The sequence below is a fragment of the Streptomyces sp. NPDC102451 genome (assembly GCF_044765485.1).
In the GTDB taxonomy this organism is placed as follows: Bacteria; Actinomycetota; Actinomycetes; order Streptomycetales; family Streptomycetaceae; genus Streptomyces.
This window is the reverse complement of record NZ_JBIWKD010000001.1, coordinates 537,935-557,230: the sequence shown is the minus strand read 5'-3', so window position 1 is coordinate 557,230 and position 19,296 is coordinate 537,935. Positions and strand designations below refer to the sequence as shown.

Genomic DNA, 19,296 nt, shown 5'->3' with positions numbered 1-19,296 from the left:
GCCCCGGCTCAGTCCCCCGCGGGCACCCTGAGGGCGGCCAGTACGGGCAGATGGTCCGTGGCCGCCCGCAGGTCCGCGCCGGTGACGCCGGGCAGGCCCTCGGGGACGCCGCAGCCGAGCACCTCGATGCCGTCGGTCGCGAACACCGCGTCGATCCGCTTGCGCGGCGCGCCGGGCGGGAAGGTGAGTTCGCCGCCCCACGGCCGCACGGTCCGGCAGTCCTGGAGCCGCCCGGCCAGCCGCCGGAAGGCACTCCCCTCCGGTACGTCGTTGAGGTCGCCGGCCACCACGGCGTGCGGGACGTCCATCGCGTCGACCCGGTCCAGCACCATCTCCGCCTGCGCCCGGCGTTCCTCCCGCTGCAGACCGAGGTGGCAGCTCAGGACACCGATCCGGGTCCCGGCGACCCGTACGACCGCCGTGGCCAGACCCCGCCGGTGCTGTCCCGGTGTGAGCGGCAGCAGGATGTCCTCGGTGCTTTCCACGGTGGCCCGCAGGGAGCAGAGCAGCAGGGGCCCGGCCGCCGTGGCCCCGCCGCTGAGGATCACCAGGTCGGTCATGGCCGCGAGCCGGGCCGCCGCCTTGCGCCAGCGGAAGAAGCGCGGCGCCTCCTGGACGCACACCAGGTCGGGTGCGCAGGCGCGGATGACACGGGCCAGCGCCTCGGTGTCGTCGCGCAGCGAGCGGACGTTGTAGCTGAGCACCCTGATGACGGCCGAACCGTCCGGCTCGGTACGGGAGTCGGGCAGCGGTGTCTCCGTCGTGACCATGGGAGGCACGATACGACGGACGCCCGCCGCTCCCCGGAGGGCGCGACGGGCGTCGGACGTGCTGCGGTGCGGTCAGCCCTGGCGTGCCAGGTCCGCCGCGCCCACCAGGCCGGCCTTGCCGCCCAGTTGGGCCGCGAGTACCTGCGCGTGCGGGCGCCACTCGCCGCCGATCAGCCAGCGCCGGAACGACTTGCGGATCGGGTCGAGGACCAGTTCGCCCTCGTCCGAGACGCCGCCGCCGACGATGAAGGCCGACGGGTCGAAGAGCGAGGCGAGGTCGGCCAGTCCGGCGCCGGCCCAGCGGGCCAGCTCACGGAAGGAGTCGACCGCCACCGGGCAGCCCTGCCGGGCGGCCTCGCTGATGTGCTTGCCCTCGATGCCCTCCACCGTGCCGTCGCCGAGTCCCAGCAGGATCGGGGCGTTCTCCGGGGTGGCGTTGGCGCGCTGCTTCGCGTACCGCACGAGCGCACGCCCGGAGGCGTACTGCTCCCAGCAGCCCTGGCTGCCGCAGCCGCAGAGCAGGCCGTCCGGGACGACCCGGATGTGACCGAATTCCGCCGCCACACCGAAGCGTCCCCGGCGCAGCTTGTTGCCGATGATGATGCCGCCGCCCAGGCCGGTGCCGAGCGTGATGCAGATGACGTCCTCGTGGCCCTGGCCGGCGCCGAAGCGGTATTCGCCCCAGGCCGCCGCGTTGGCGTCGTTCTCGACGACGACGGGGAGGCCGACGCGCTGCTCGACCTTGTCCTTGAGCGGCTCGTGGCGCCAGTTGATGTTCGGAGCGAACAGCACGGTGGCACGCTTGTCGTCGACGTATCCGGCCGCGCCGATGCCTACGGCCTCGACGTCGTGCCCCTCGCTCGCCCCGGACACGGCGGCGCTGATCGCGTCCACGATGCCTTCGGCGGTCGGCGGGGTCGATACCTTGAACGTCGAGAGGATCCGGCCCTCTTCGTCGACCACTCCAGCCGCGATCTTCGTGCCGCCGATATCGACGCCGATGGTGAGTCCCATGAATCCCTCAGTTTCGGTCGAGCCCCGCTACGGCCAACCGTACCCGAGCCGGGGACGGGTATTTCCTGCCCAGGGTCGGTCCTGGGTCAGTCCAGGTCGATGTGTTCGCTGCCGCCGGTGCCCTCGTCGCGCGGGTCGGAGGGGTCGTCGGCGGCCGTCTTCCCTGTACCGGAGGTGCCTCCGGCACCTTCGGTGCCCCGGGTCCAGCGGCCTTCCTGGCCCTCGACCGCGGAGCGGTAGGCGGCGAGGAGTTCGTTCCCCGCGGCGGCGAGATGGTCGAAGAGGTCCGGATTGCGCTCGATGACGGGCTCGACGGCGGACTTCGCCTGCCGGATCACCTGCTGGACGGTGCCCTGGGCGGCCATGCCGAGCAGCGGCGACTGCAGCGAGGAGACCTTGTCGGCCACGGCGTCGATGAGCTTGCGCAGCTCGTCGGCGGCGGAGCCGGGCTGCTGTCCGTACTGGGCCCGGCGGCGGGCCTTCTCCGCCGCCAGGTCCTCGGCGCAGGCCTCCGCCCACGCGTCGTCGTCGACGGGACGATCGGTGGCTTCACTCATGGCGGACTCCTGCGACGCGGTTGCCTGCGTGACCGTGCGGGTCACGTACTACCGACGTTACCCGAACGGTGGTACGCCGTTCATTGTGTCCGGGGCCAGAGCGCGGGGTCAGGCGTGAACCGGACACGCAGGACGCCGTCGGTGAGCGCGGCCCCGGAGACGGTGCAGCGGCGCAGCGCCGACTCCAGGCGGACGATCCGGTGGAACGGTCCCGCGGTGAGCAGCAGTTCGTCGCCGCGCCGGACCAGCTTGAGGTCCTCCTTGACCGCCCCGGGCAGCGGCAGGCACCAGGCGATGACCCCGTCCCCCGCGTCCTCGGTCCACCAGGGGTCCCCGGCGTGTCCCGGCGCCCGGTCGTCGGGCGCGCAGGTCTCGGCGAGCAGGGCCAGGTCATCGGCGGTGCGCGGCTCACGGCCGAGGTGGGCGGTCTCGCGTACGGAGGTCCCGGGCGCCCACTCCTGGTGCCAGTGGTCCAGGCACTTCTCCTGCCGGGCGGCGAGATCGGCGAACCAGGGGTCGGCGGAGTGGCGGGGCAGGACCCGGGTGGCCACGAGGGAGTCGACGCGCAGTCCGTGCAGGGCGAGTCCCGTACGGGCGGAGCGGAGCGCCTCCTGGCCGGCCTGCCCGGGTTCGGCGACGAGCCGCACGGTGGTCGCGCCGTCCTCGATCAGCGCCTGGACCGCGGCGAGTTCGGCGTCCTTGCGGGCGGCGGCCTCGTACAGCCACTGGGCCGGCATCGGGACGCCGGCGAGCTGGGCGAGCACCGGGCGCAGGGCGCGGGCGGCCTGGCGCTCCCGGGGCAGGAGGCGGCGCAGATAGCGGCGCAGCTGCTCGGGCAGGGCGAGCAGGGCGAGGGCGTCGGTGAGCGGGGGCAGGTCGACGACGAGGACCTCGTAGCCGCGCTCCGCCCAGTCGCCCTCGACCGCCCGCCGCAGGGTGTGCAGGACGGCGAGCTGTGCGCTGCCCGGCAGTTCGGTGAGTTCCTCGCCGTCGAGCCGGTTGGCGCCGAGCAGGTCGAGCACCCCGGACGCCCGCCCCTGGAGCTCGAGCAGCTCGCCGCGGAAGTGCGCGGCGGAGTCGATGCGGGCGCAGTCCAGCCGCTCGGCGGCCTCCGCGGGCTCGGCGCCCGCCGGGAAGGCGGGCACGGCGTCGGCGGAGATCAGGAGGGTGCGGCGGCCGTCGCACGCCGAGGCGAGCGCGGTCGCCGCGGCGACGGTGGTACGGCCTGCGCCGCCGGGGCCGGTGACGAGGACCGTACGCACGTGATCAGGCCTTCGGGACGGACTCGACGCGCTTCTTCAGCCCGGCGAGGGCCCGGTCGATGATGACCTTCTCGGCCTTGCGCTTGATCATGCCGAGGAGCGGGATCTTGACGTCGACGGCGAGCCGGTAGGTGACCTCGGTGCGGTCACCGTCGCCCAGCGGCGCCAGCGCGTAACTGCCGTCGAGGGCGCGCAGCATCTGGGACTTGACCAGGGACCAGTCCACCTCGTACGGGCTGTTCCAGGTGTAGGCGAGGACGTGGTCGTCCTTGATCGCTCCGGCGTCCAGGACGAGGCGGACCTGCTCGGCGCGGCCCTGGTCGTCGGTGGCCAGGATCTCGGCCTCCTTGACCTCGCCGGTCCATTCCGGATAGCGGGCGAAGTCGGCGATCACTCCCATGACGTCGGCCGGTGCCGCCTCGATCGTGATGCTCGAGCTGGTGTGTTCAGCCATCGCCGTGGCCCTCCAGTGCGGTGTACCGGTCGCGTTCGGCAGAGGCCTGCCAGGTGCAGGCTATCGCGTGCCGGTGGCCCGCCCGTCCGCGCCCCGGCCCGTGGCCGGTGGCCGTGTCGCTCACGGCCTCACGGGCGGGGCCGTCACCACTCAAGGGCCCAGGGCCGCCCGCTGGAGGCGAAGTGGCCGACGTTGACGCACTCCGTGGCGCCGAGCCGCATCCTGCGGACCAGCGGCTGGTGGACGTGGCCGAAAATCGCGTAGCGGGGGCGGGTGCGGTGGATGGCGTCGAGGAGCGCGCGGCTGCCGCGCTCGAAGCGCCGGGCCACGGTGTCGTAGGTCAGCTCCGGGACGTCCGGCGGGATGTGCGAGCAGAGGACGTCCACCGGGCCGAGCGCCTCGACCTTGGCGGCGTACTCCTCGTCGCTGATCTCGTACGGGGTGTTCATGGGGGTCCTGAGGCCGCCCCCGACGAAGCCGAAGACCCGGCCTCCGATCTCGACCCGTTCGCCGTCCAGCACGGTGGTACCGGAATTGGCGTACTCGGGCCAGAGCGTGGGGACGTCGACGTTGCCGTACGTGGCGTAGGTCGGGGTGGGCATGACGGCGAACATCTCGGCGTACTGCTTGCGCACGGCGGACAGGATCGCCGCGTTACGGTCCACGCCCGCCCAGAGCTCGCGGCCGAAGGCGCGGGCCTCCTCGTAGCGGCGCGCGGTGCGCAGCTCGACGATGCGGTCGGCGTTGGCGACGCCGAACAGGTCGGGGAAGATGCCGCGCGAATGGTCGGCGTAGTCGAGGAAGAGGACCAGGTCGCCCAGGCAGATCAGGGCGTCCGCCCCGTCCCCGGCGCGCGCCAGCGCCTCCGCGTTCCCGTGCACGTCGCTGACCACGTGCACGCGTGTCCGTCGGGTGGGGGTTGTGTGCTGATTTCGCGGTGCGCCGGCTCGCATGGAGATCACCCTAGGTCTCTGTTCGCTGCTCTGGGTAGAGGCCGTCGGACCTGCGATTACTTCCGGATCGGGACACGGGTGGACTAATGTGCGCCGAAGGACCACTGATATGTGTGATGCATAAGACATCTGGCCGGAACCCCCTTTCCGGAACCGAGTACCGGTGGGTAACGTCCTGCCGGTCCAGTCGTGCTCACCCCACTGAGCATCTGCCAGTCTTGGACCGATCCGGTGCGTCACACAGAGCCGTGAACCGGAGCCCGATGAGGAGCAGCAGTCTTGCGCGAGTTCAGCCTTCCGGCCCTGTACGAGGTCCCCACGGACGGCAACCTGACGGATCTCATCCGCCGCAACGCCGCTCAGCATCCCGATGTCGCGGTGATGAGCCGGAAGGTGGCCGACGTCTGGACGGACGTCACGGCGACCCGGTTCCTCGCTGAGGTCGGAGAGACGGCCAAGGGCCTGATCGCGGCGGGCATCCAGCCCGGCGACCGGGTCGCGCTCATGTCCCGCACCCGCTTCGAGTGGGTCCTGCTGGACTTCGCCATCTGGAGCGCGGGCGCCGTCACCGTGCCGGTGTACGAGACCAGCTCCGCCGAGCAGGTCCAGTGGATACTCGGCGACTCGGGCGCGGTCGCGGTCGTCGTGGAGAGCGGCGCGCACGCGGAGTCCGTCGCCTCCGTACGGGACCGGCTCCCGGGCCTGCAGCACGTCTGGGAGATCGACCGGGGCGCCGTCGGCGAGCTCGTCACGGCGGGTGCCGGGGTCTCCGACGAGACGCTGGACCTGCGCATGGTGAGCGCGAAGGCCGACGACCCGGCGACGATCGTCTACACCTCGGGCACCACCGGCCGCCCCAAGGGCTGTGTGCTGACGCACCGCAGCTTCTTCGCGGAGTGCGGCAACATCGTGGAGCGGCTCAAGCCCCTCTTCCGTACCGGTGAGTGCTCCGTCCTGCTCTTCCTCCCCACCGCGCACGTCTTCGGCCGGCTGGTCGAGGTGGCGTCCGTGATGGCGCCGATCAAGCTCGGCTGCGTACCGGACATCAAGAACCTCACCGACGAGCTGGCCTCGTTCCGGCCGACGCTGATCCTCGGTGTGCCGCGGGTGTTCGAGAAGGTCTACAACTCGGCGCGGGCCAAGGCCCAGGCCGACGGCAAGGGCAAGATCTTCGACCGGGCCGCCGACACCGCGATCGCGTACAGCCGCGCGCTGGGCACGCCGGAGGGCCCCTCGGTGGGTCTGAAGGTCAAGCACAAGGTCTTCGACAAGCTGGTCTTCAGCAAGCTGCGGGCCGTGCTCGGCGGCCGCGGCGAGTACGCCATCTCCGGCGGCGCCCCGCTGGGCGAGCGGCTCGGCCACTTCTTCCGCGGCATCGGCTTCACGGTGCTGGAGGGCTACGGCCTCACCGAGACCTGCGCGGCCACGGCGTTCAACCCGTGGGACCGGCAGAAGATCGGTACGGTCGGCCAGCCGCTGCCGGGCTCGGTGGTGCGGATCGCCGACGACGGTGAGGTGCTGCTGCACGGCGAGCACCTGTTCACCGGGTACTGGAAGAACGACGCGGCGACGGCCGAGGCGCTGGCCGACGGCTGGTTCCACACGGGTGACATCGGCACGCTCGACGAGGACGGCTATCTCGCGATCACGGGCCGCAAGAAGGAGATCATCGTCACGGCGGGCGGCAAGAACGTCGCGCCCGCGGTGATCGAGGACCGCATCCGCGCCCACGCCCTGGTCGCCGAGTGCATGGTGGTCGGCGACGGACGGCCGTTCGTCGGCGCGCTGCTCACCCTCGACGAGGAGTTCCTCTCCCGCTGGGCCGAGGAGCACGGCAAGCCGGCCGGCTCGACGGCGGTCTCGCTGCGCGAGGACCCCGAACTGCTGGCCGAGGTGCAGCGGGCCGTGGACGACGGCAACGCGGCGGTGTCCAAGGCGGAGTCGGTACGCAAGTTCCGCATCCTGGGAGCGCAGTTCACCGAGGAGGCGGGCCACATCACGCCGTCGCTGAAGCTGAAGCGCAACGTCGTGGCGAAGGACTTCGCGGACGAGGTCGAGTCGATCTACCGCGGCTGAAGCCGGACGTACGCACGAGGAGGGGCCCCGCACCACGAACGGTGCGGGGCCCCTCCTCGTACCCGCTCAGAGCAGCGTCTTCGCCTTCTCCGCGAGCAGGTCCCAGCGCCATTTCTCCTCGACCCACGCCCGGCCCCGCTCCCCCATGCGGCGGCTCAGGTCCGGGTCGCCGAGCAGGGTGACGATCCGGTCGGCGGACTCCTCGGCGGAGCCGCCCTTCACCACCCACCCGGTCTCTCCGTCGAGCACGGCGTCCGGGGCGCCCCCCGAGTCGCCCGCCACGACGGGCAGTCCGGTCGCGGAGGCCTCCAGGTAGACGATGCCGAGGCCCTCGACGTCGAGCCCGCCGCGCCGGGTGCGGCAGGGCATGGCGAACACGTCGCCTGCGCCGTAGTGGGCGGGCAGCTCCTCCCAGGGCACCGGTCCGGTGAAGCGCACGGAGTCCTCGACACCGGTCTCGGCCGCCAGCTTCCTCAGCTGCCCGGCGTACGGGCCGCCGCCCACGACGAGCAGGACCGCGTCCGGCACCCGGGCCAGGATCGCGGGCATGGCCAGGATGAGAGTGTCCTGGCCCTTGCGCGGCACGAGCCGTGAGACGCAGACGACGACGGGCCGGTCCGCCAGTCCCAGCCTTGCCCTGATCCGGTCGCCGCCGGAGGCCGGGTGGAAGGTCTTCTCGTCGACCCCGGGCGGCAGCTGCACCATGCGGGCCGCGGCCTCCGGGGTGAGCGCGGCGGCGATCCTGGACCGGGTGTACTCACCGAGGTAGGTGATCGTGTCGGTGCCCTCACCGATGCGGCGCAGCAGCTGCCGGGACGCGGGCAGTTGCGCCCAGCCCGCCTCGTGGCCGTGCGTGGTGGCCACGATCCTGCGGGCACCGGCCGCGCGCAGCGACGGCGCCATCAGCCCGAGGGGCGCGGCCGCGCCGAACCACACGGAGGAGCAGCCGTGTTCGCGCAGCAGCCGGACCGCCCTCCGGGTGACGCGCGGGGTGGGCAGCAGCATCGTCGTACGGTCGCGTACGACGGTGAAGGGCTGCTCCGCGTCGAAGGCGGCGGTGGCCTCCGCGCCCTCCGTGCCGCGCTTCCAGGTGGAGGCGTAGACCACGATCCGCTCGGGGTCCATGCGCAGCGCCATGTTGTGCAGGAAGGCCTGGATGCCGCCGGGGCGGGGCGGGAAGTCGTTCGTCACGATCAGCGTCTTGTCCATCGCCGCCGACAGTACCGGGCGCCCCGACGGCCCTGCCTGACGGCTCCCGCACAGCCCGGGCCTGCATCATGGCGTCCATGACGGACAGGACGGACACGAGTGGCCGGGGGATCCGGGCTCTGTCCCTCGCCGTATGGGGTCTCACCCGGGCGGTGCTGCTGCTGTGTGTTTTCAAGGTGTTCACGGTGCCGGGCCCCGATGTCACGAGCGACGTCTCGGTGATCTACCGGGGCTGGTACGAGGTGCTCCGCACCGGCACGTACCCGCTGGACGACGTCACCTGGCAGTACCCGCCCGCGGCCGCCCTCGCAATGCTCTCCCCGGATCTGCTGCCGTTCCTGGAGTACGCCTCCGCCTTCTTCGTCCTCGTCCTGCTCTGTGACGCGCTGGTGTTCGGGCTGTTGCTGTACGCGGGCAGCCGTCCGGGGATGCGGGACGCGGGAGCCTGGCTGTGGGTGGCGGGTGTGCCGCTGCTCGGGCCGACGGTGTACGCCCGTTACGACCTGATGGTGACGGCCGTCGCGGTGGCGGCGCTGCTGGCGGGTGTGCGCCATCCCAGGGTGCTGGGGGCGCTGGCCGCCTTCGGGACGCTGCTGAAGGTGTGGCCGGTGCTGGTGCTGGTGGGTACGGCCAAGGGCGGGGCCACCCGCAGGTCCTGGTCGGCGGCGGCGGTGACGGGAGCCGTGCTGGCCCTGGTGGCCGCGGTGGCGGTGCCCGGGGCGTTCGCCTTCCTGACGTTCCAGCGGGACCGGGGTCTTGAGATCGAGTCGCTGGGGGCGCTGGTCTTCCATGTGGCCCGGCAGTTCGGCTGGGAGGGCCGGGTGGAGCTCCGCTACGGCTCGATGGAGTTCGCCGGGCCGCACGTGGCGCTGGTGAGCACCCTGGCCCTGGCGCTGAGCGTGCTCGCCTTCGGCTGGCTGCTGGTGTGGCGGCTGCGGGCCCGTACGTTCGCGGTGCACACCCCGGCGGACGCGGCGTTCACGGCGGTGCTGCTGTTCACGGTGACCAGCCGGGTCATCAGCCCCCAGTACATGGTGTGGCCGCTCGGCGTCGCCGCGGTGTGCCTGGTCTTCCGGGGCAGCCGGATGGCGCTGCCCGCGTGTCTGGTCCTGGTGGCCACGGCCGTCACCCTGCTGGAGTTCCCGCTCGGCTTCGCGCACGTGGTGAACAGCGACGGGGCGGGCCTGGAGCTCATGGCCGTACGCAACGGTCTGCTGCTCCTCGCGACGCCGATCGCCGGGCGGCGGCTGTGGCGGGACACCGTCCCGGGGGCGCGGCAGGGGCGCGCGGCGGAGCCGGTCAGCCCAGCCGGTCGCGCAGATACTCCCGCCAGCGCGCCGTGAAGTCCTCGGGCGTGGTGGAGAGCACCGTGTGCATGGCCTGCTCCACGGCCCCGTCCCGCCCGGAACGGCTCCCCACGGCCTCGTAGAAGGCGATCAGCTCCTCCTCGCCCCAGTCCCGCGCGATCAGCTCACAGGCCAGCCAGCCGCCCTCGTAGGCCCGTGAGAGCCTCGCCGCGTCCTCGCCGAAACCGAAGTCCTCGTCGGTCGGCAGCCGCGCGGGCAGGTCGCCGCTGCGGACCGCCTCGGCGAGCTCGGGTGCGATCTCGGGTGCGGTGCGGCTCTCCCGGCGGTAGGCGGTCCAGTCGGCGAACCCCTCGGAGAGCCAGACGGGCGTGGCGGCGGAGGTGTGCGCCCGGGTCGCCACATGGGTGGTCTCATGGGTGAGGACGACCCGCTGCCCGAAGTCGCCGAGCATCCCGTACGCCTGCGGATTGACGATCACCCGGTCCGCCGGCGCCCGGCCGGTGCCGCCGACCTCGCCGGTGGTGACGGCCGCTATGCCCCGGTAGCTGGCCGCGGGCGAGTCGAGCAGCTCCGCCATGTCCTCCACGGATCCGGGGACGAGCACCACGATCCGCTGCGCCCAGGGCTCCGGCCAGGTGCCGGTGACGGCGGGGACCGCCCGGTCCGCGGTGCCCGCGATCCGGCGCAGCTCGGCCGGCTGCCGGCCGACCCCGAGGACCAGGCTGTGGGTTCCCCGTACGACCTCGACGTCGCCCTGCTGCCAGAGCTGTTCCGGGGTGCCGTCGGCGGCGCGGTCGGCGGCGATGTACCAGGTGCGGCCGTCGCCCCGGCGGACCAGCTCCACCATGCGGGAGGAGGACATGGGTGCCGTGTCGTAGCCCTTGATCCGGTAGCGCAGCTCGACCTCGGCGGTCGCCCGGTCCTCGCCGTCGCCGGTCACGTCCTTCACCTCGTACGCCCATGACTCCAGCGGTACGTCGGCGAGGTTGTGCAGCTCGGTGCGCTGGGCGGCCCGGAAGGACGTGGCCCGGGGGTCGAGGCCGGCCAGGTAGGCGTCGGTGTCGTGCTCCATGACCGCCGCGGCGCGGCGGTCCAGCGTGGCGCCGAGCTCCTGCGCGGTGAGGCCGGTGGCGGAGTCCCCGGGACCGGCGCACGCGGGCGCGAGCAGCAGCACGGCGAGCACGGCACCCGCCGTGCGCCGTCCGCGGGTGCGCTCCCGCCGCGCGTCCTGTGTCCGAACAGCCATCGGGCCGATCGTACGGTCAGACGCGGGTGACCGAGGAGACGGGCATCATGCCGACGGGGTCGTAGCGCACCGCCGCGCCCGGGTAGGGGGCGTGGATGACCTGCCCGTTGCCCGCGTACATCCCAATGTGGCTCGCGTCCGCGCGGTAGGCGACCAGATCGCCGGGCCGCGCCTCGGCGAGCGGCACCATGCGGCCCGCGTACCGCTGCGCCTGCGAGGTCCTCGGCAGGCCGACCCCGGCCTGCGCGTACGCCCACCGCATGAGCCCGGAGCAGTCGAATCCGTCGGGTCCGTCGGCGCCCCAGACGTACGGGCGTCCAAGCGCCTGCCGTGCCGCCGTGAGAGCCGCCAGGCCACGCGCGGAGGCGGGGGCGTCGCCGGTGAGCCAGGGGGCACCGGCAGGCGCCGCGCGGCCCAGGGCCTCGCGGTCGGCGGCGGGAAGCGTGTGCAGCAGCTCCCGGGCCCGGGCCAGCTTTCCCTCCACGGTGCGCTTGTGGCGGGCCACCGCCGCACGGTCGCGTTCCAGGGCGGCGAGGGCCCCGGCGGCCTCCGCACGGCTCTGGGCGATCTTCCGCTGGGCGCGGTGGAGCTTGCCCAGGGTCACGGCCCGGCGCTCGCCCACGCGGTCCAGGGTGGCCGCCCGGTCCAGGAAGGTGTCCGGGTCCGAGGAGAGCAGCAGCTGGACCGACGGGTCGAGGCCGCCCGAGCGGTACTGGGCGCCCGCCATCGAGCCGAGGGACGCCCGCATCCGGTTGATGTCCTCCTGCGTCCGGGCGGCCGCGTCCTGGACCCTGGCGACCCGGCCGCGCAGCCGGCCCAGGCTCTCCCTGGCGGCGTTGTACTGCTCGGTGGCGCGCTCGGCCTCCACGTACAGCCGGTCGACCGCGGCCTTCGCCGACTCGGGGGTGTCCTCGGGTGCGGCGCTCGCGGGCGCGGCCCCGAGGGTGGCCGCCGCGGTGGCCGCCGCGGCGGACAGGACGGTGGCCCGGACGCCACGGTTGAGGCCGGGCCGGGTGGGACGGCGATGCGACACCACAGGAAGCCGCACTCCCTTCCGCTGTACGCAGATGTGCGCAGCCCCTGCCGCCCGGGATGGGCGGACCGACGACCGGGAGCTGCACGGCAGCGCAGAGAGTAACCGGACGGCTACGGGCCCACCAAAGGTCACGCCGGGTGCGGGGAGGGCGGGAAACAGCGGCGCCCCGCCGGTGACCTGTTGGTCTCCGGCGGGGCGGGGCGTTGCCGAGGGGTGCCGCGATTCGCCCGTTCGGGCGTCAGACGCGGACGCCGAACTGGAAGGTGCCCATGTAGTCCATCGACTCGTAGCGGACCACGGCACCGGGCTTCGGGGCGTGCAGGATCTGGTTGTTGCCCGCGTACAGGCCCACGTGCGAGGTGTTGTTGAAGAAGACCAGGTCGCCCGGCTTCAGGGCGCTGCGGCCTATCCGGACACCGTCGTTGATCTGGGTGTACGTGGTACGGGTGATCTGGACACCGGCCTGGGCGTAGGCCCACTGGGTCAGACCCGAGCAGTCGAACGAGTTGGGGCCGGTGCCGCCGGAGACGTACGGCTTGCCCTGCTGCGTGGACGCGGCCTGGAGGGCGGCGGCACCACGGGCGGACGCGGGGACCTCGTTGCCGAGGTCGACCCGGTCACCGGCGGCGCGGCTGGCGCGCTGCTCGTCGGCGGCCATCTTGGCGCGCTCGGCGGCGGTGAGGGTGTTCAGCAGCTTCTGGGCGTCGGCGAGCTTGCCCTGGTACTTCTTCTTGTTCTCGTTCAGCGTCTTGCGGACGTCGGCGAGGTCGGCGAGCTTGCCCTGCGCCTCCTGGCGCTGCTGCGCGAGGGTGCGCTGCTTCGCCTGGATCTTCTGCAGCGACTCGGCCTGCTTGGCCGTCAGCTGGTCCAGCGCGGAGGCCTGGTCGAGGAAGCTGTCCGGGTCCGAGGAGAGCAGCAGCTGGACCGACGGGTCGAGACCGCCGGAGCGGTACTGCGCGGTGGCCAGCGAACCGAGCTCGCCGCGCAGGGTGTTGAGCTCGTCCTGGCCGCGGGCGACCTTGTCCTGGAGCGCGTCGGCCTGCTTCTTGAGCTTGTCCTGCTGCTCCTTGGCGCCGTTGGCCTTCTCCGTGGCGACCTCGGCCTCGTGGTAGAGCTTGTCGACCTTGGCCTTGACCTCGCTCTTGGTCGGCTTGGGGTCGGCGTGGGCCGCCTGGGAGGTCAGGGCGACGGCCGCTGCGGCGGTCGCGGTGAGCACGGTCACACGGGTGCGGCTCGGCTGCTTGGGACGACGGTGGGACGCCACGAAGGCGAGCTCCTTCTTCCTCGAGCCGCCTACCGGGCTGTGGGGGGATACAGGCGAATCCCCGGCTCCGTGCACGTCACGGACTCGGCGGTTCCTTCGCCGTCACCCCGGATGGGCAATCAACCGTGCGAAGGTTCGAGGCCTGACCCTAGTGACCATCTTGTGATCAGTTCAAATCCTCACGAGCAAAATCTCGTCACACCAGGCACTTCTTTACTTTCATCACACTGCGTGTAGCGACGACTTGACGGTACGTTCCATAAATTCCGGCAAGCCACCCATGTCTCACATGACGCATCAGACGCGCGAAAGGCGCTTCAGGAGCAAGGCGGACGCGACCGGCCGCGCCCCGGCCTTCGCCACACCGTCGGCCACTTCACGGTCGGTGGAGACCACGACGACGGGCCTGCCCGGCGGTTCGGCGCGCGCCAGCTGCCGGATCAGCTCGTCGGCGGTCACCCCCGCCTTGCTGAACAGCACACGGACTCCGCGCGGCGGCGCCAGCAGGACCGGGACGGCCAGTTCGGCGCCGTCGAAGACACAGGTCATCTCGGCGCCGGTCTGCGCCGCGAGGACCGAGAGCCCGCCCAGCAGACGCAACCGCTGCTTCTCCAGCGGCATCTGGGGATAGCCGGTCTTGGTGACGTTGTAGCCGTCGACGATCAGATGCGCCTGGGGCAGCGCGAGCAGCTGGTCGAGCAGCGCCGGATCGGTCTCCGAAAGCGCCCTGGCCGCAATGTCCTTCGGTGACATCCGGCCGGGCTCCACCGCTTCGACGCCGTCCGCGGGGCGGAGCGAGGAGGGGGGCAGGGCGAGCTCACGGCGGAGCCCCTGTGCCGCGTCGAGCACGGTGTCCAGGAGCAGCCGCAGCCGCATGTCCTCGACCGAGCGGCCCTCCCTGGCCGCCCGGCGGCCCGCCTCGACGGAGGCCTCCGCCTCGGCCAGCCGCGCCTTGAGCCGGCGGGACTCGCTCTCGGCGGCGGAGACCTGGGCGGCGGCCTCGGCCCGCACGGCGTCCGCCTCGGCGCCGGCCTTGCGCAGAGCGGCCTCCCCGCGCTTCACCTCGTTGAGGGCGCTGCGCAGCTTGCGGTGCAGCGAATCGTTCTCCTTGCGCGCGGCGTCCAGCTCCGAGCGCAGCCGCTCGGTGTCGGCCCTGGTCTGGCCGCGGGCGTGGTCGAGTTCCTCGCGCAGCCGCTCCAGCTCGCGTCTGGTCTCCTCGTCCGCCCGCTCCGCGTGCGCCCGCTGGACCTCCTCGCCGGCCGCCGCCACCAGCTTGACCCAGCCGGCCGGCCGCAGCACGTACGCGGCGGCGGCCACATCGACGGGGTCGGCGGCGGCGGGCGGCGCACCGGACGTGAGGGCGTCGGCCAGCTCCGGCTGGGTCTGGCCGATCCGTTCGCCGATGCGCCGGCGGAACACCGGGTCGCTCTCCAGGGCGGCGGCCATCGCGTTACCCGCGAACTTGGCCCGCCTGCTGGGGGTGAAGCGTGCGTACTGCCGTAGCTGGGCGGGGAGTTCGCCGACGGTCAGGCCGCCGAAGGCGTCCGAGACCAGCGCCACGACCTTGCGGCGCACGCCTTCGGGCAGCGGACGGTCGAGCGACTCCGCGGTACCGTCGGCCGCGTCGGCCGGTCCGGCGCCGCCTGTCGGCTGCTCCACCATCCATCACCCCAATATGTCTGTCCGCACGACCCCGTCAGGAGTCGGCACCAGGCCTGTCGACCAGCTCGATCTGGTCCACGGCGTTGCACCAACGGCAGCGCACCGACTCGATGGTCTCACTGACCACCTCGCGCTCCTCGACACTCGACTCCCCGGCCAGGTCGAGATGCACGTACTCCACGACCTTCGAGGAGCGCGTCACATCGAAACGGGTCAGGTTGCCGCAGAGCGTGCAGCGCCAGCGGGTCCCGTCCGTCGGCTGGGGAACCGTCGTCATCGTTGCGTCCTCTTTCGTCGTTCGTCGAGTCTTGTACGTGCCCAGGTCTTCGATCTCGCGGTGCGCCGTCGAACTGCGGATGTCCTGCCGCAACCCTACGGCCTTGCGCATACCTATCGACACGGCGAGGCGGTCTGCCCCGTTCTCACCTGGTGCGTCATGCTCTGTACGTGACCGAGCGGCGGGAAGTCCACTGGCGGAAGCGGGCCCGGGAGCTCGGGGCGGCGGCCGCGGCGGGCGGTGCCCCGGTCACGTACGGGCTGATCGCTCTGTGCTGCGCGGTGTTCCTGATCAGCCCGCTCTCCGGGTTCAACCCCGTCTACGGCAGTGGCGACGCGCTGCTGGCCGCGCAGGCCGGGTACTTCGAGCGGTGGGGCGTGATCCCCAGCGAGCTCATGGACGGCTCCGCGCACGCGGCCCTGACCCCGCTGACCGCGCTCTTCGTCCACGGCAGCTGGCTGCACCTGCTGGGCAACCTGCTCTTCCTCTACGTGTTCGGCGCGATGGCCGAGGAGCGCATGGGCCGCACCGAGTTCACGTTCTTCTATCTCATCTGCGGCTACTTCGCCCTGGTGGCCTACGCCGTGGTGCACGCGGGGTCCGACCAGACGCTGGTCGGCGCGTCGGGGGCGATCTCCGCGGTGCTCGGCGCGTTCCTCTGCCTCTTCCCCCGGGCCCGTGTCACCAGCCTCTTCCCCTTCCTCTTCTTCCTGCCGCTGCGCTTCCCCGCCTGGATCGTGCTGGTGTTCTGGTTCGTCCTGCAGTGGCTGGCGGCGCAGAGCGCGGGCAGCGGCCCGGGCGTGGCGTACCTCGCCCACGTGGCGGGCTTCTCGGCCGGGTTCCTCTACGCCTGGGTGCGGTTCCGGGGGACTAGAGTGAAGTCTCCAGCCACGGCCACCGAGGGAGAAAGCCAGCCGTGATCACCGCGATCGTTCTCATCAAGACCAGCGTGGACCGGATTCCCGAGATCGCCGAGGCCATCGCCGCGCTGGACAGTGTCAGCGAAGTCTTCTCGGTCACCGGTACGTACGACCTGATCGCCATGGTCCGGGTGCCCCGGCACGACGATCTCGCCGACGTCATCCCCGGCCGGATCAGCAAGATCCAGGGCGTCGAGGCCACCGACACCCATGTAGCTTTCCGTACGTACTCGCAGCACGACCTCGAGGCGGCCTTCGCCATCGGTCTCGACGGCTAGTACGGCGTACTGCATACGGCTCCGGCCGGGCACGGGAGATGCCTCCCGTGCCCGGCCGGAGCCGTATCCGTGTCAGACCTGCGCCGCGCCCCGGTCGGGCACGCAGCGGCCCTCCTCGGTGCGGTAGGTCCAGCGGGCGCCCTTGCTCACCAGCTCGCGGACGGCACCCAGGAACCGCTCGATGTGCTCGTCCGGCGTGCCGGCGCCGAAGCTCACCCGGATCGCGTTGAGGGACCTCTCCCCCGGCCCGGCCTCCGGCGCGCCGCACTCGCCCGGGTCCTGGGGCTCACTGCCCAGCAGGGTCCGCACCAGCGGGTGCGCGCAGAACAGTCCGTCGCGCACCCCGATGCCGTACTCGGCGGAGAGCGCCGCGGCGAAGTGCGAGCTGTTCCATCCCTCGACCACGAAGGAGATGACGCCGACCCTCGGGGCGTCGCCGCCGAAGAGCGAGAGCACCTTGACCTCGGGGACGTCGGCGAGGCCCTCGCGGACCCGGGTCACCAGCTGCTGCTCGCGGGCGACCAGCCGGTCGAAGCCGGCCTCGGTCAGGGCCTTGCAGGCGGCGGCGATGGAGTAGACGCCGATGACGTTGGGCGATCCCGCCTCGTGGCGGGCGGCGGTGGTGTGCCACTCGACGTCCACACCGCCGTCGGTGCGCCGGGCGACCTTGCGGGAGGCGCCGCCGCCCGCGAGGTACGGCTCCGCGTCCACCAGCCAGTCGGCGCGGCCGGCGAGGACACCCGAGCCGAAGGGCGCGTACAGCTTGTGCCCGGAGAAGGCGACCCAGTCGACGTCCAGCTCGGCGATGTCCACCGGGTGGTGGGGCGCCAGCTGCGCCGCGTCGAGCACGATCCGCGCCCCGTGGGCGTGGGCGGCGGCGGCGAGTTCTCGCACCGGCCACAGCTCCCCGGTGACGTTGGACGCGCCGGTCACGCAGACCAGTGCGGGTCCGTAGGGCTCGCGGTCGGCCAGTGCCCGCTCCAGCGTGGCGACGGCCTGGTCCGGGGTGCGCGGGGCGTCGAGGTAGGTGACGCGGGCGTCGCGCCAGGGCAGCAGCGAGGCGTGGTGCTCGGTCTCGAACACGAACACCTCGCAGCCGGCGGGAAGCACGGCGGCGAGCAGGTTGAGGGAGTCGGTCGTCGAGCGGGTGAAGACCACCTGGTCCTCCGCACGGCAGCCGAGGAACTGCGCCACGGTCTCGCGGCTGCCCTCGAACAGATCGGTGGAGAGCTGCGAGAGGTATCCGGCGCCACGGTGCACGCTGCCGTAGTACGGGGCGTAGGCCGCCACGTCGTCCCACACCCGCTGGAGGGCGGGGGCGCTGGCCGCATAGTCGAGGGCGGCGTAGGTGACGTCTCCGCCCGTCACGAGCGGAACGGTGACATCGGCACCCAGAACCGGCAGCGGGGCACAAATGGACTGGTCGACGGCAGCGGTGGAGACAGACATGGCGAACTCCCGTAAGAGGCAGGCGAAATCCTCGCGCCGGCGGCAGTGCGCGGCAGCGCGGGAAGAAAGGAAAAGAGGTGTGCGGAGAAGGGCGTGGCGCCCTATCGCATTCGCTTGCTCACAAGAGGCTCCCTGGGACCAGGACCCCAAGGGGTGGCATCCGAACGATGCCGAGGGGCCCGCGCTTGCCACAGACCTCGCTGCCTGCGGCCTGGTCTTCACCCGGGGCACCCCGCCACGGACGGAGGGTTGCCGGACAGCGGGCCGGGGCCGTAGTCGCTGTCACTCATGACCTGCGCAGCATCTTGCCATACCCACGGTGACGCGCAAGGGCGCAGTCCGCGATCCGGACTGCGCCCTGGCTCACACCGTGCGCGCTCAGGCGTTGCTGGCCGCCACCCAGCGCTCCAGCGCGCCCTTGGCCGCCCCCGAGTCGATGGACTCGGCGGCCCGCGCGATCCCGGCCGAGAGCTGCTCCTCCAGCGTGCCCGCGCCCGGGTCAAGCGCGACCAGCGCGGCAGCGGTGTTGAGCAGCACCGCGTCCCGTACGGGGCCGGTCTCCCCGTCCAGCAGCCGGCGGGCCACGTCCGCGTTGTACGCGGAGTCGGCGCCGCGCAGCGCCTCGACGGGAACCAGCTCCAGGCCGACGTCACGCGGGTCGAAGGCCTGCTCGCGGACGGCGCCGTCGCGGACGATCCACACCCGCGAGGTGGCCGTCGTGGTCAGCTCGTCGAGGCCGTCGTCCCCCCGGAAGACGAGCGCCGAGTTCCCCCGGTCCGCCAGCACGCCGGCGACGATGGGCGCCATCTTCGGGTCGGCGACGCCGATGGCCTGGGAGCGCACCCGGGCCGGGTTGGTGAGCGGGCCCAGGATGTTGAACGTGGTCTGCGTGCCGAGCTCCTTGCGCGCCCTGGCGGCATACCGCAGGGCGGGGTGGAACTTGACCGCGAAGCAGAAGGTGATGCCCGCTTCCTCGGCGACGGCGACGACGCGCTGCGGCGTCAGTTCGAGATTGACGCCGAGCTTCTCCAGTACGTCGGAGGCCCCGCTGGCCGAGGAGGAGGCACGGTTGCCGTGCTTGACGACCTTGGCGCCCGTCCCCGCGACGACGATGGCCGACATGGTGGAGATGTTGACCGTCTTGGCCATGTCGCCGCCGGTGCCCACGATGTCGACCGTACGGCCGGGCACCTCGATGGTGTGGGCGTGCTCGTACATGGCGCGGACGAGTCCGGTGACCTCGTCGACGGTCTCGCCCTTGGCCCGCAGGGCGATCGCGAAGCCGGCGATCTGCACGTCGGTGGCCTCGCCGCTCATGATGCGGTCCATGGCCCACGCGGTGTCGTCCGCGCCCAGGTGCTCACCGCGCAGGAGGGGGGTCAGCACGCCGGGCCAGGTACGGGCCGCCACGCTGTCGCCGCCGTCCTGGGTCACAACGTTCATGGTCCGCTCCTGGGGTCCACAGCCGATACACGTATGCCTCCCACCCTATCCAGCCCCGGGGACAGCGAAGAGCCCCGTCCATCGGATGGACGGGGCTCCCGCTGTGGCGTTCAGCTGAG

At 72.3% G+C, this 19,296-nt stretch carries 18 protein-coding genes and 1 riboswitch; of the genes, 4 read left to right on the top strand and 14 right to left on the bottom strand.

Translation table 11 applies throughout. The features are described 5' to 3' along the window. Positions 1 to 8: 8 nt before the first annotated feature. From ACIRD8_RS02660 to ACIRD8_RS02635, 6 genes are all read right to left on the bottom strand, one after another. Positions 9 to 770: an endonuclease/exonuclease/phosphatase family protein gene (locus ACIRD8_RS02660; protein ID WP_403985213.1), complete on the bottom strand. Its 762-nt coding sequence runs from the start codon at positions 768 to 770 to the stop codon at positions 9 to 11. A gap of 72 nt (positions 771 to 842) precedes the next feature. Further along, positions 843 to 1,784 (bottom strand): ROK family glucokinase, encoded by a 942-nt coding sequence (locus ACIRD8_RS02655; protein WP_403985211.1) that lies wholly within the window; start codon positions 1,782 to 1,784, stop codon positions 843 to 845. A gap of 86 nt (positions 1,785 to 1,870) precedes the next feature. Then, complete coding sequence (locus tag ACIRD8_RS02650; RefSeq protein ID WP_403985209.1) at positions 1,871 to 2,341, bottom strand: DUF5304 domain-containing protein; 471 nt, start codon at positions 2,339 to 2,341, stop codon at positions 1,871 to 1,873. Positions 2,342 to 2,421: 80 nt separating this feature from the next. After that, on the bottom strand, positions 2,422 to 3,603 hold the full coding sequence (locus ACIRD8_RS02645) for an ArsA-related P-loop ATPase (protein ID WP_403985207.1): 1,182 nt from the start codon (positions 3,601 to 3,603) through the stop codon (positions 2,422 to 2,424). 4 nt (positions 3,604 to 3,607) lie between these two features. Further along, positions 3,608 to 4,057 (bottom strand): SRPBCC family protein, encoded by a 450-nt coding sequence (locus ACIRD8_RS02640; RefSeq protein ID WP_124276889.1) that lies wholly within the window; start codon positions 4,055 to 4,057, stop codon positions 3,608 to 3,610. 143 nt (positions 4,058 to 4,200) lie between these two features. After that, positions 4,201 to 5,010 (bottom strand): metallophosphoesterase, encoded by an 810-nt coding sequence (locus ACIRD8_RS02635; protein WP_403985205.1) that lies wholly within the window; start codon positions 5,008 to 5,010, stop codon positions 4,201 to 4,203. Positions 5,011 to 5,289: 279 nt separating this feature from the next. Between ACIRD8_RS02635 and ACIRD8_RS02630 the strand changes: the two genes are divergently transcribed. Next, a complete protein-coding gene (locus tag ACIRD8_RS02630) occupies positions 5,290 to 7,086 on the top strand; it encodes an AMP-dependent synthetase/ligase (RefSeq protein ID WP_403985203.1) in 1,797 nt (598 codons plus the stop codon). 66 nt (positions 7,087 to 7,152) lie between these two features. Here the strand turns inward: ACIRD8_RS02630 and ACIRD8_RS02625 are convergent, their stop codons facing one another. After that, complete coding sequence (locus ACIRD8_RS02625) at positions 7,153 to 8,295, bottom strand: glycosyltransferase family 4 protein (protein WP_403985201.1); 1,143 nt, start codon at positions 8,293 to 8,295, stop codon at positions 7,153 to 7,155. 77 nt (positions 8,296 to 8,372) lie between these two features. Here ACIRD8_RS02625 and ACIRD8_RS02620 point away from each other — a divergent pair, with 77 nt between their 5' ends. Then, positions 8,373 to 9,638, top strand: a complete 1,266-nt coding sequence (locus ACIRD8_RS02620; protein WP_403985199.1) for a glycosyltransferase 87 family protein — start codon at positions 8,373 to 8,375, stop codon at positions 9,636 to 9,638. Here ACIRD8_RS02620 and ACIRD8_RS02615 read toward each other — a convergent pair. From ACIRD8_RS02615 to ACIRD8_RS02595, 5 genes are all read right to left on the bottom strand, one after another. Beyond that, positions 9,595 to 10,848 carry a hypothetical protein gene (locus ACIRD8_RS02615; protein ID WP_403985197.1) on the bottom strand — a complete coding sequence of 418 codons (1,254 nt, stop codon included), beginning with the start codon at positions 10,846 to 10,848 and terminating at the stop codon, positions 9,595 to 9,597. The two genes, ACIRD8_RS02620 and ACIRD8_RS02615, sit on opposite strands and share 44 nt — an antisense overlap. Positions 10,849 to 10,864: 16 nt before the next feature. Beyond that, positions 10,865 to 11,884: an NlpC/P60 family protein gene (locus tag ACIRD8_RS02610; protein ID WP_403985195.1), complete on the bottom strand. Its 1,020-nt coding sequence runs from the start codon at positions 11,882 to 11,884 to the stop codon at positions 10,865 to 10,867. Positions 11,885 to 12,122: 238 nt separating this feature from the next. After that, the gene (locus ACIRD8_RS02605) at positions 12,123 to 13,148 is read right to left on the bottom strand and encodes an NlpC/P60 family protein (RefSeq protein ID WP_403985193.1); all 1,026 of its coding nucleotides are present in this window, start codon (positions 13,146 to 13,148) and stop codon (positions 12,123 to 12,125) included. A gap of 297 nt (positions 13,149 to 13,445) precedes the next feature. Then, positions 13,446 to 14,807, bottom strand: a complete 1,362-nt coding sequence (locus tag ACIRD8_RS02600; protein ID WP_403985191.1) for an NYN domain-containing protein — start codon at positions 14,805 to 14,807, stop codon at positions 13,446 to 13,448. A 37-nt stretch (positions 14,808 to 14,844) separates the two neighbouring features. Beyond that, a complete protein-coding gene (locus ACIRD8_RS02595) occupies positions 14,845 to 15,087 on the bottom strand; it encodes a hypothetical protein (RefSeq protein WP_014156692.1) in 243 nt (80 codons plus the stop codon). 170 nt (positions 15,088 to 15,257) lie between these two features. Between ACIRD8_RS02595 and ACIRD8_RS02590 the strand changes: the two genes are divergently transcribed. After that, positions 15,258 to 16,007 carry a rhomboid family intramembrane serine protease gene (locus ACIRD8_RS02590; RefSeq protein WP_403985189.1) on the top strand — a complete coding sequence of 250 codons (750 nt, stop codon included), beginning with the start codon at positions 15,258 to 15,260 and terminating at the stop codon, positions 16,005 to 16,007. Next, complete coding sequence (locus ACIRD8_RS02585; protein ID WP_362886998.1) at positions 16,004 to 16,285, top strand: Lrp/AsnC ligand binding domain-containing protein; 282 nt, start codon at positions 16,004 to 16,006, stop codon at positions 16,283 to 16,285. Before ACIRD8_RS02590 ends, ACIRD8_RS02585 begins: the two co-directional genes overlap by 4 nt. A gap of 72 nt (positions 16,286 to 16,357) precedes the next feature. Here the strand turns inward: ACIRD8_RS02585 and ACIRD8_RS02580 are convergent, their stop codons facing one another. Next, the gene (locus tag ACIRD8_RS02580; protein ID WP_403985187.1) at positions 16,358 to 17,734 is read right to left on the bottom strand and encodes an aminotransferase class V-fold PLP-dependent enzyme; all 1,377 of its coding nucleotides are present in this window, start codon (positions 17,732 to 17,734) and stop codon (positions 16,358 to 16,360) included. A gap of 176 nt (positions 17,735 to 17,910) precedes the next feature. Beyond that, a riboswitch (SAM riboswitch) is annotated at positions 17,911 to 18,028 on the bottom strand. Between the two features lie 84 nt (positions 18,029 to 18,112). Further along, a complete protein-coding gene (trpD, locus tag ACIRD8_RS02575; protein WP_403985185.1) occupies positions 18,113 to 19,177 on the bottom strand; it encodes an anthranilate phosphoribosyltransferase in 1,065 nt (354 codons plus the stop codon). Positions 19,178 to 19,296: the final 119 nt, after the last annotated feature.

What these genes read in the sequence shown, in the direction of transcription:
- ACIRD8_RS02660 (WP_403985213.1), bottom strand. Translation starts at nt 770, where the DNA reads ATGGTCACGACGGAGACACCGCTGCCCGACTCCCGTACCGAGCCGGAC.
- ACIRD8_RS02655 (WP_403985211.1), bottom strand. Translation starts at nt 1,784, where the DNA reads ATGGGACTCACCATCGGCGTCGATATCGGCGGCACGAAGATCGCGGCT.
- ACIRD8_RS02650 (WP_403985209.1), bottom strand. Translation starts at nt 2,341, where the DNA reads ATGAGTGAAGCCACCGATCGTCCCGTCGACGACGACGCGTGGGCGGAG.
- ACIRD8_RS02640 (WP_124276889.1), bottom strand. Translation starts at nt 4,057, where the DNA reads ATGGCTGAACACACCAGCTCGAGCATCACGATCGAGGCGGCACCGGCC.
- ACIRD8_RS02635 (WP_403985205.1), bottom strand. Translation starts at nt 5,010, where the DNA reads ATGCGAGCCGGCGCACCGCGAAATCAGCACACAACCCCCACCCGACGG.
- ACIRD8_RS02625 (WP_403985201.1), bottom strand. Translation starts at nt 8,295, where the DNA reads ATGGACAAGACGCTGATCGTGACGAACGACTTCCCGCCCCGCCCCGGC.
- ACIRD8_RS02620 (WP_403985199.1), top strand. Translation starts at nt 8,373, where the DNA reads ATGACGGACAGGACGGACACGAGTGGCCGGGGGATCCGGGCTCTGTCC.
- ACIRD8_RS02615 (WP_403985197.1), bottom strand. Translation starts at nt 10,848, where the DNA reads ATGGCTGTTCGGACACAGGACGCGCGGCGGGAGCGCACCCGCGGACGG.
- ACIRD8_RS02595 (WP_014156692.1), bottom strand. Translation starts at nt 15,087, where the DNA reads ATGACGACGGTTCCCCAGCCGACGGACGGGACCCGCTGGCGCTGCACG.
- ACIRD8_RS02580 (WP_403985187.1), bottom strand. Translation starts at nt 17,734, where the DNA reads ATGTCTGTCTCCACCGCTGCCGTCGACCAGTCCATTTGTGCCCCGCTG.
- trpD (WP_403985185.1), bottom strand. Translation starts at nt 19,177, where the DNA reads ATGAACGTTGTGACCCAGGACGGCGGCGACAGCGTGGCGGCCCGTACC.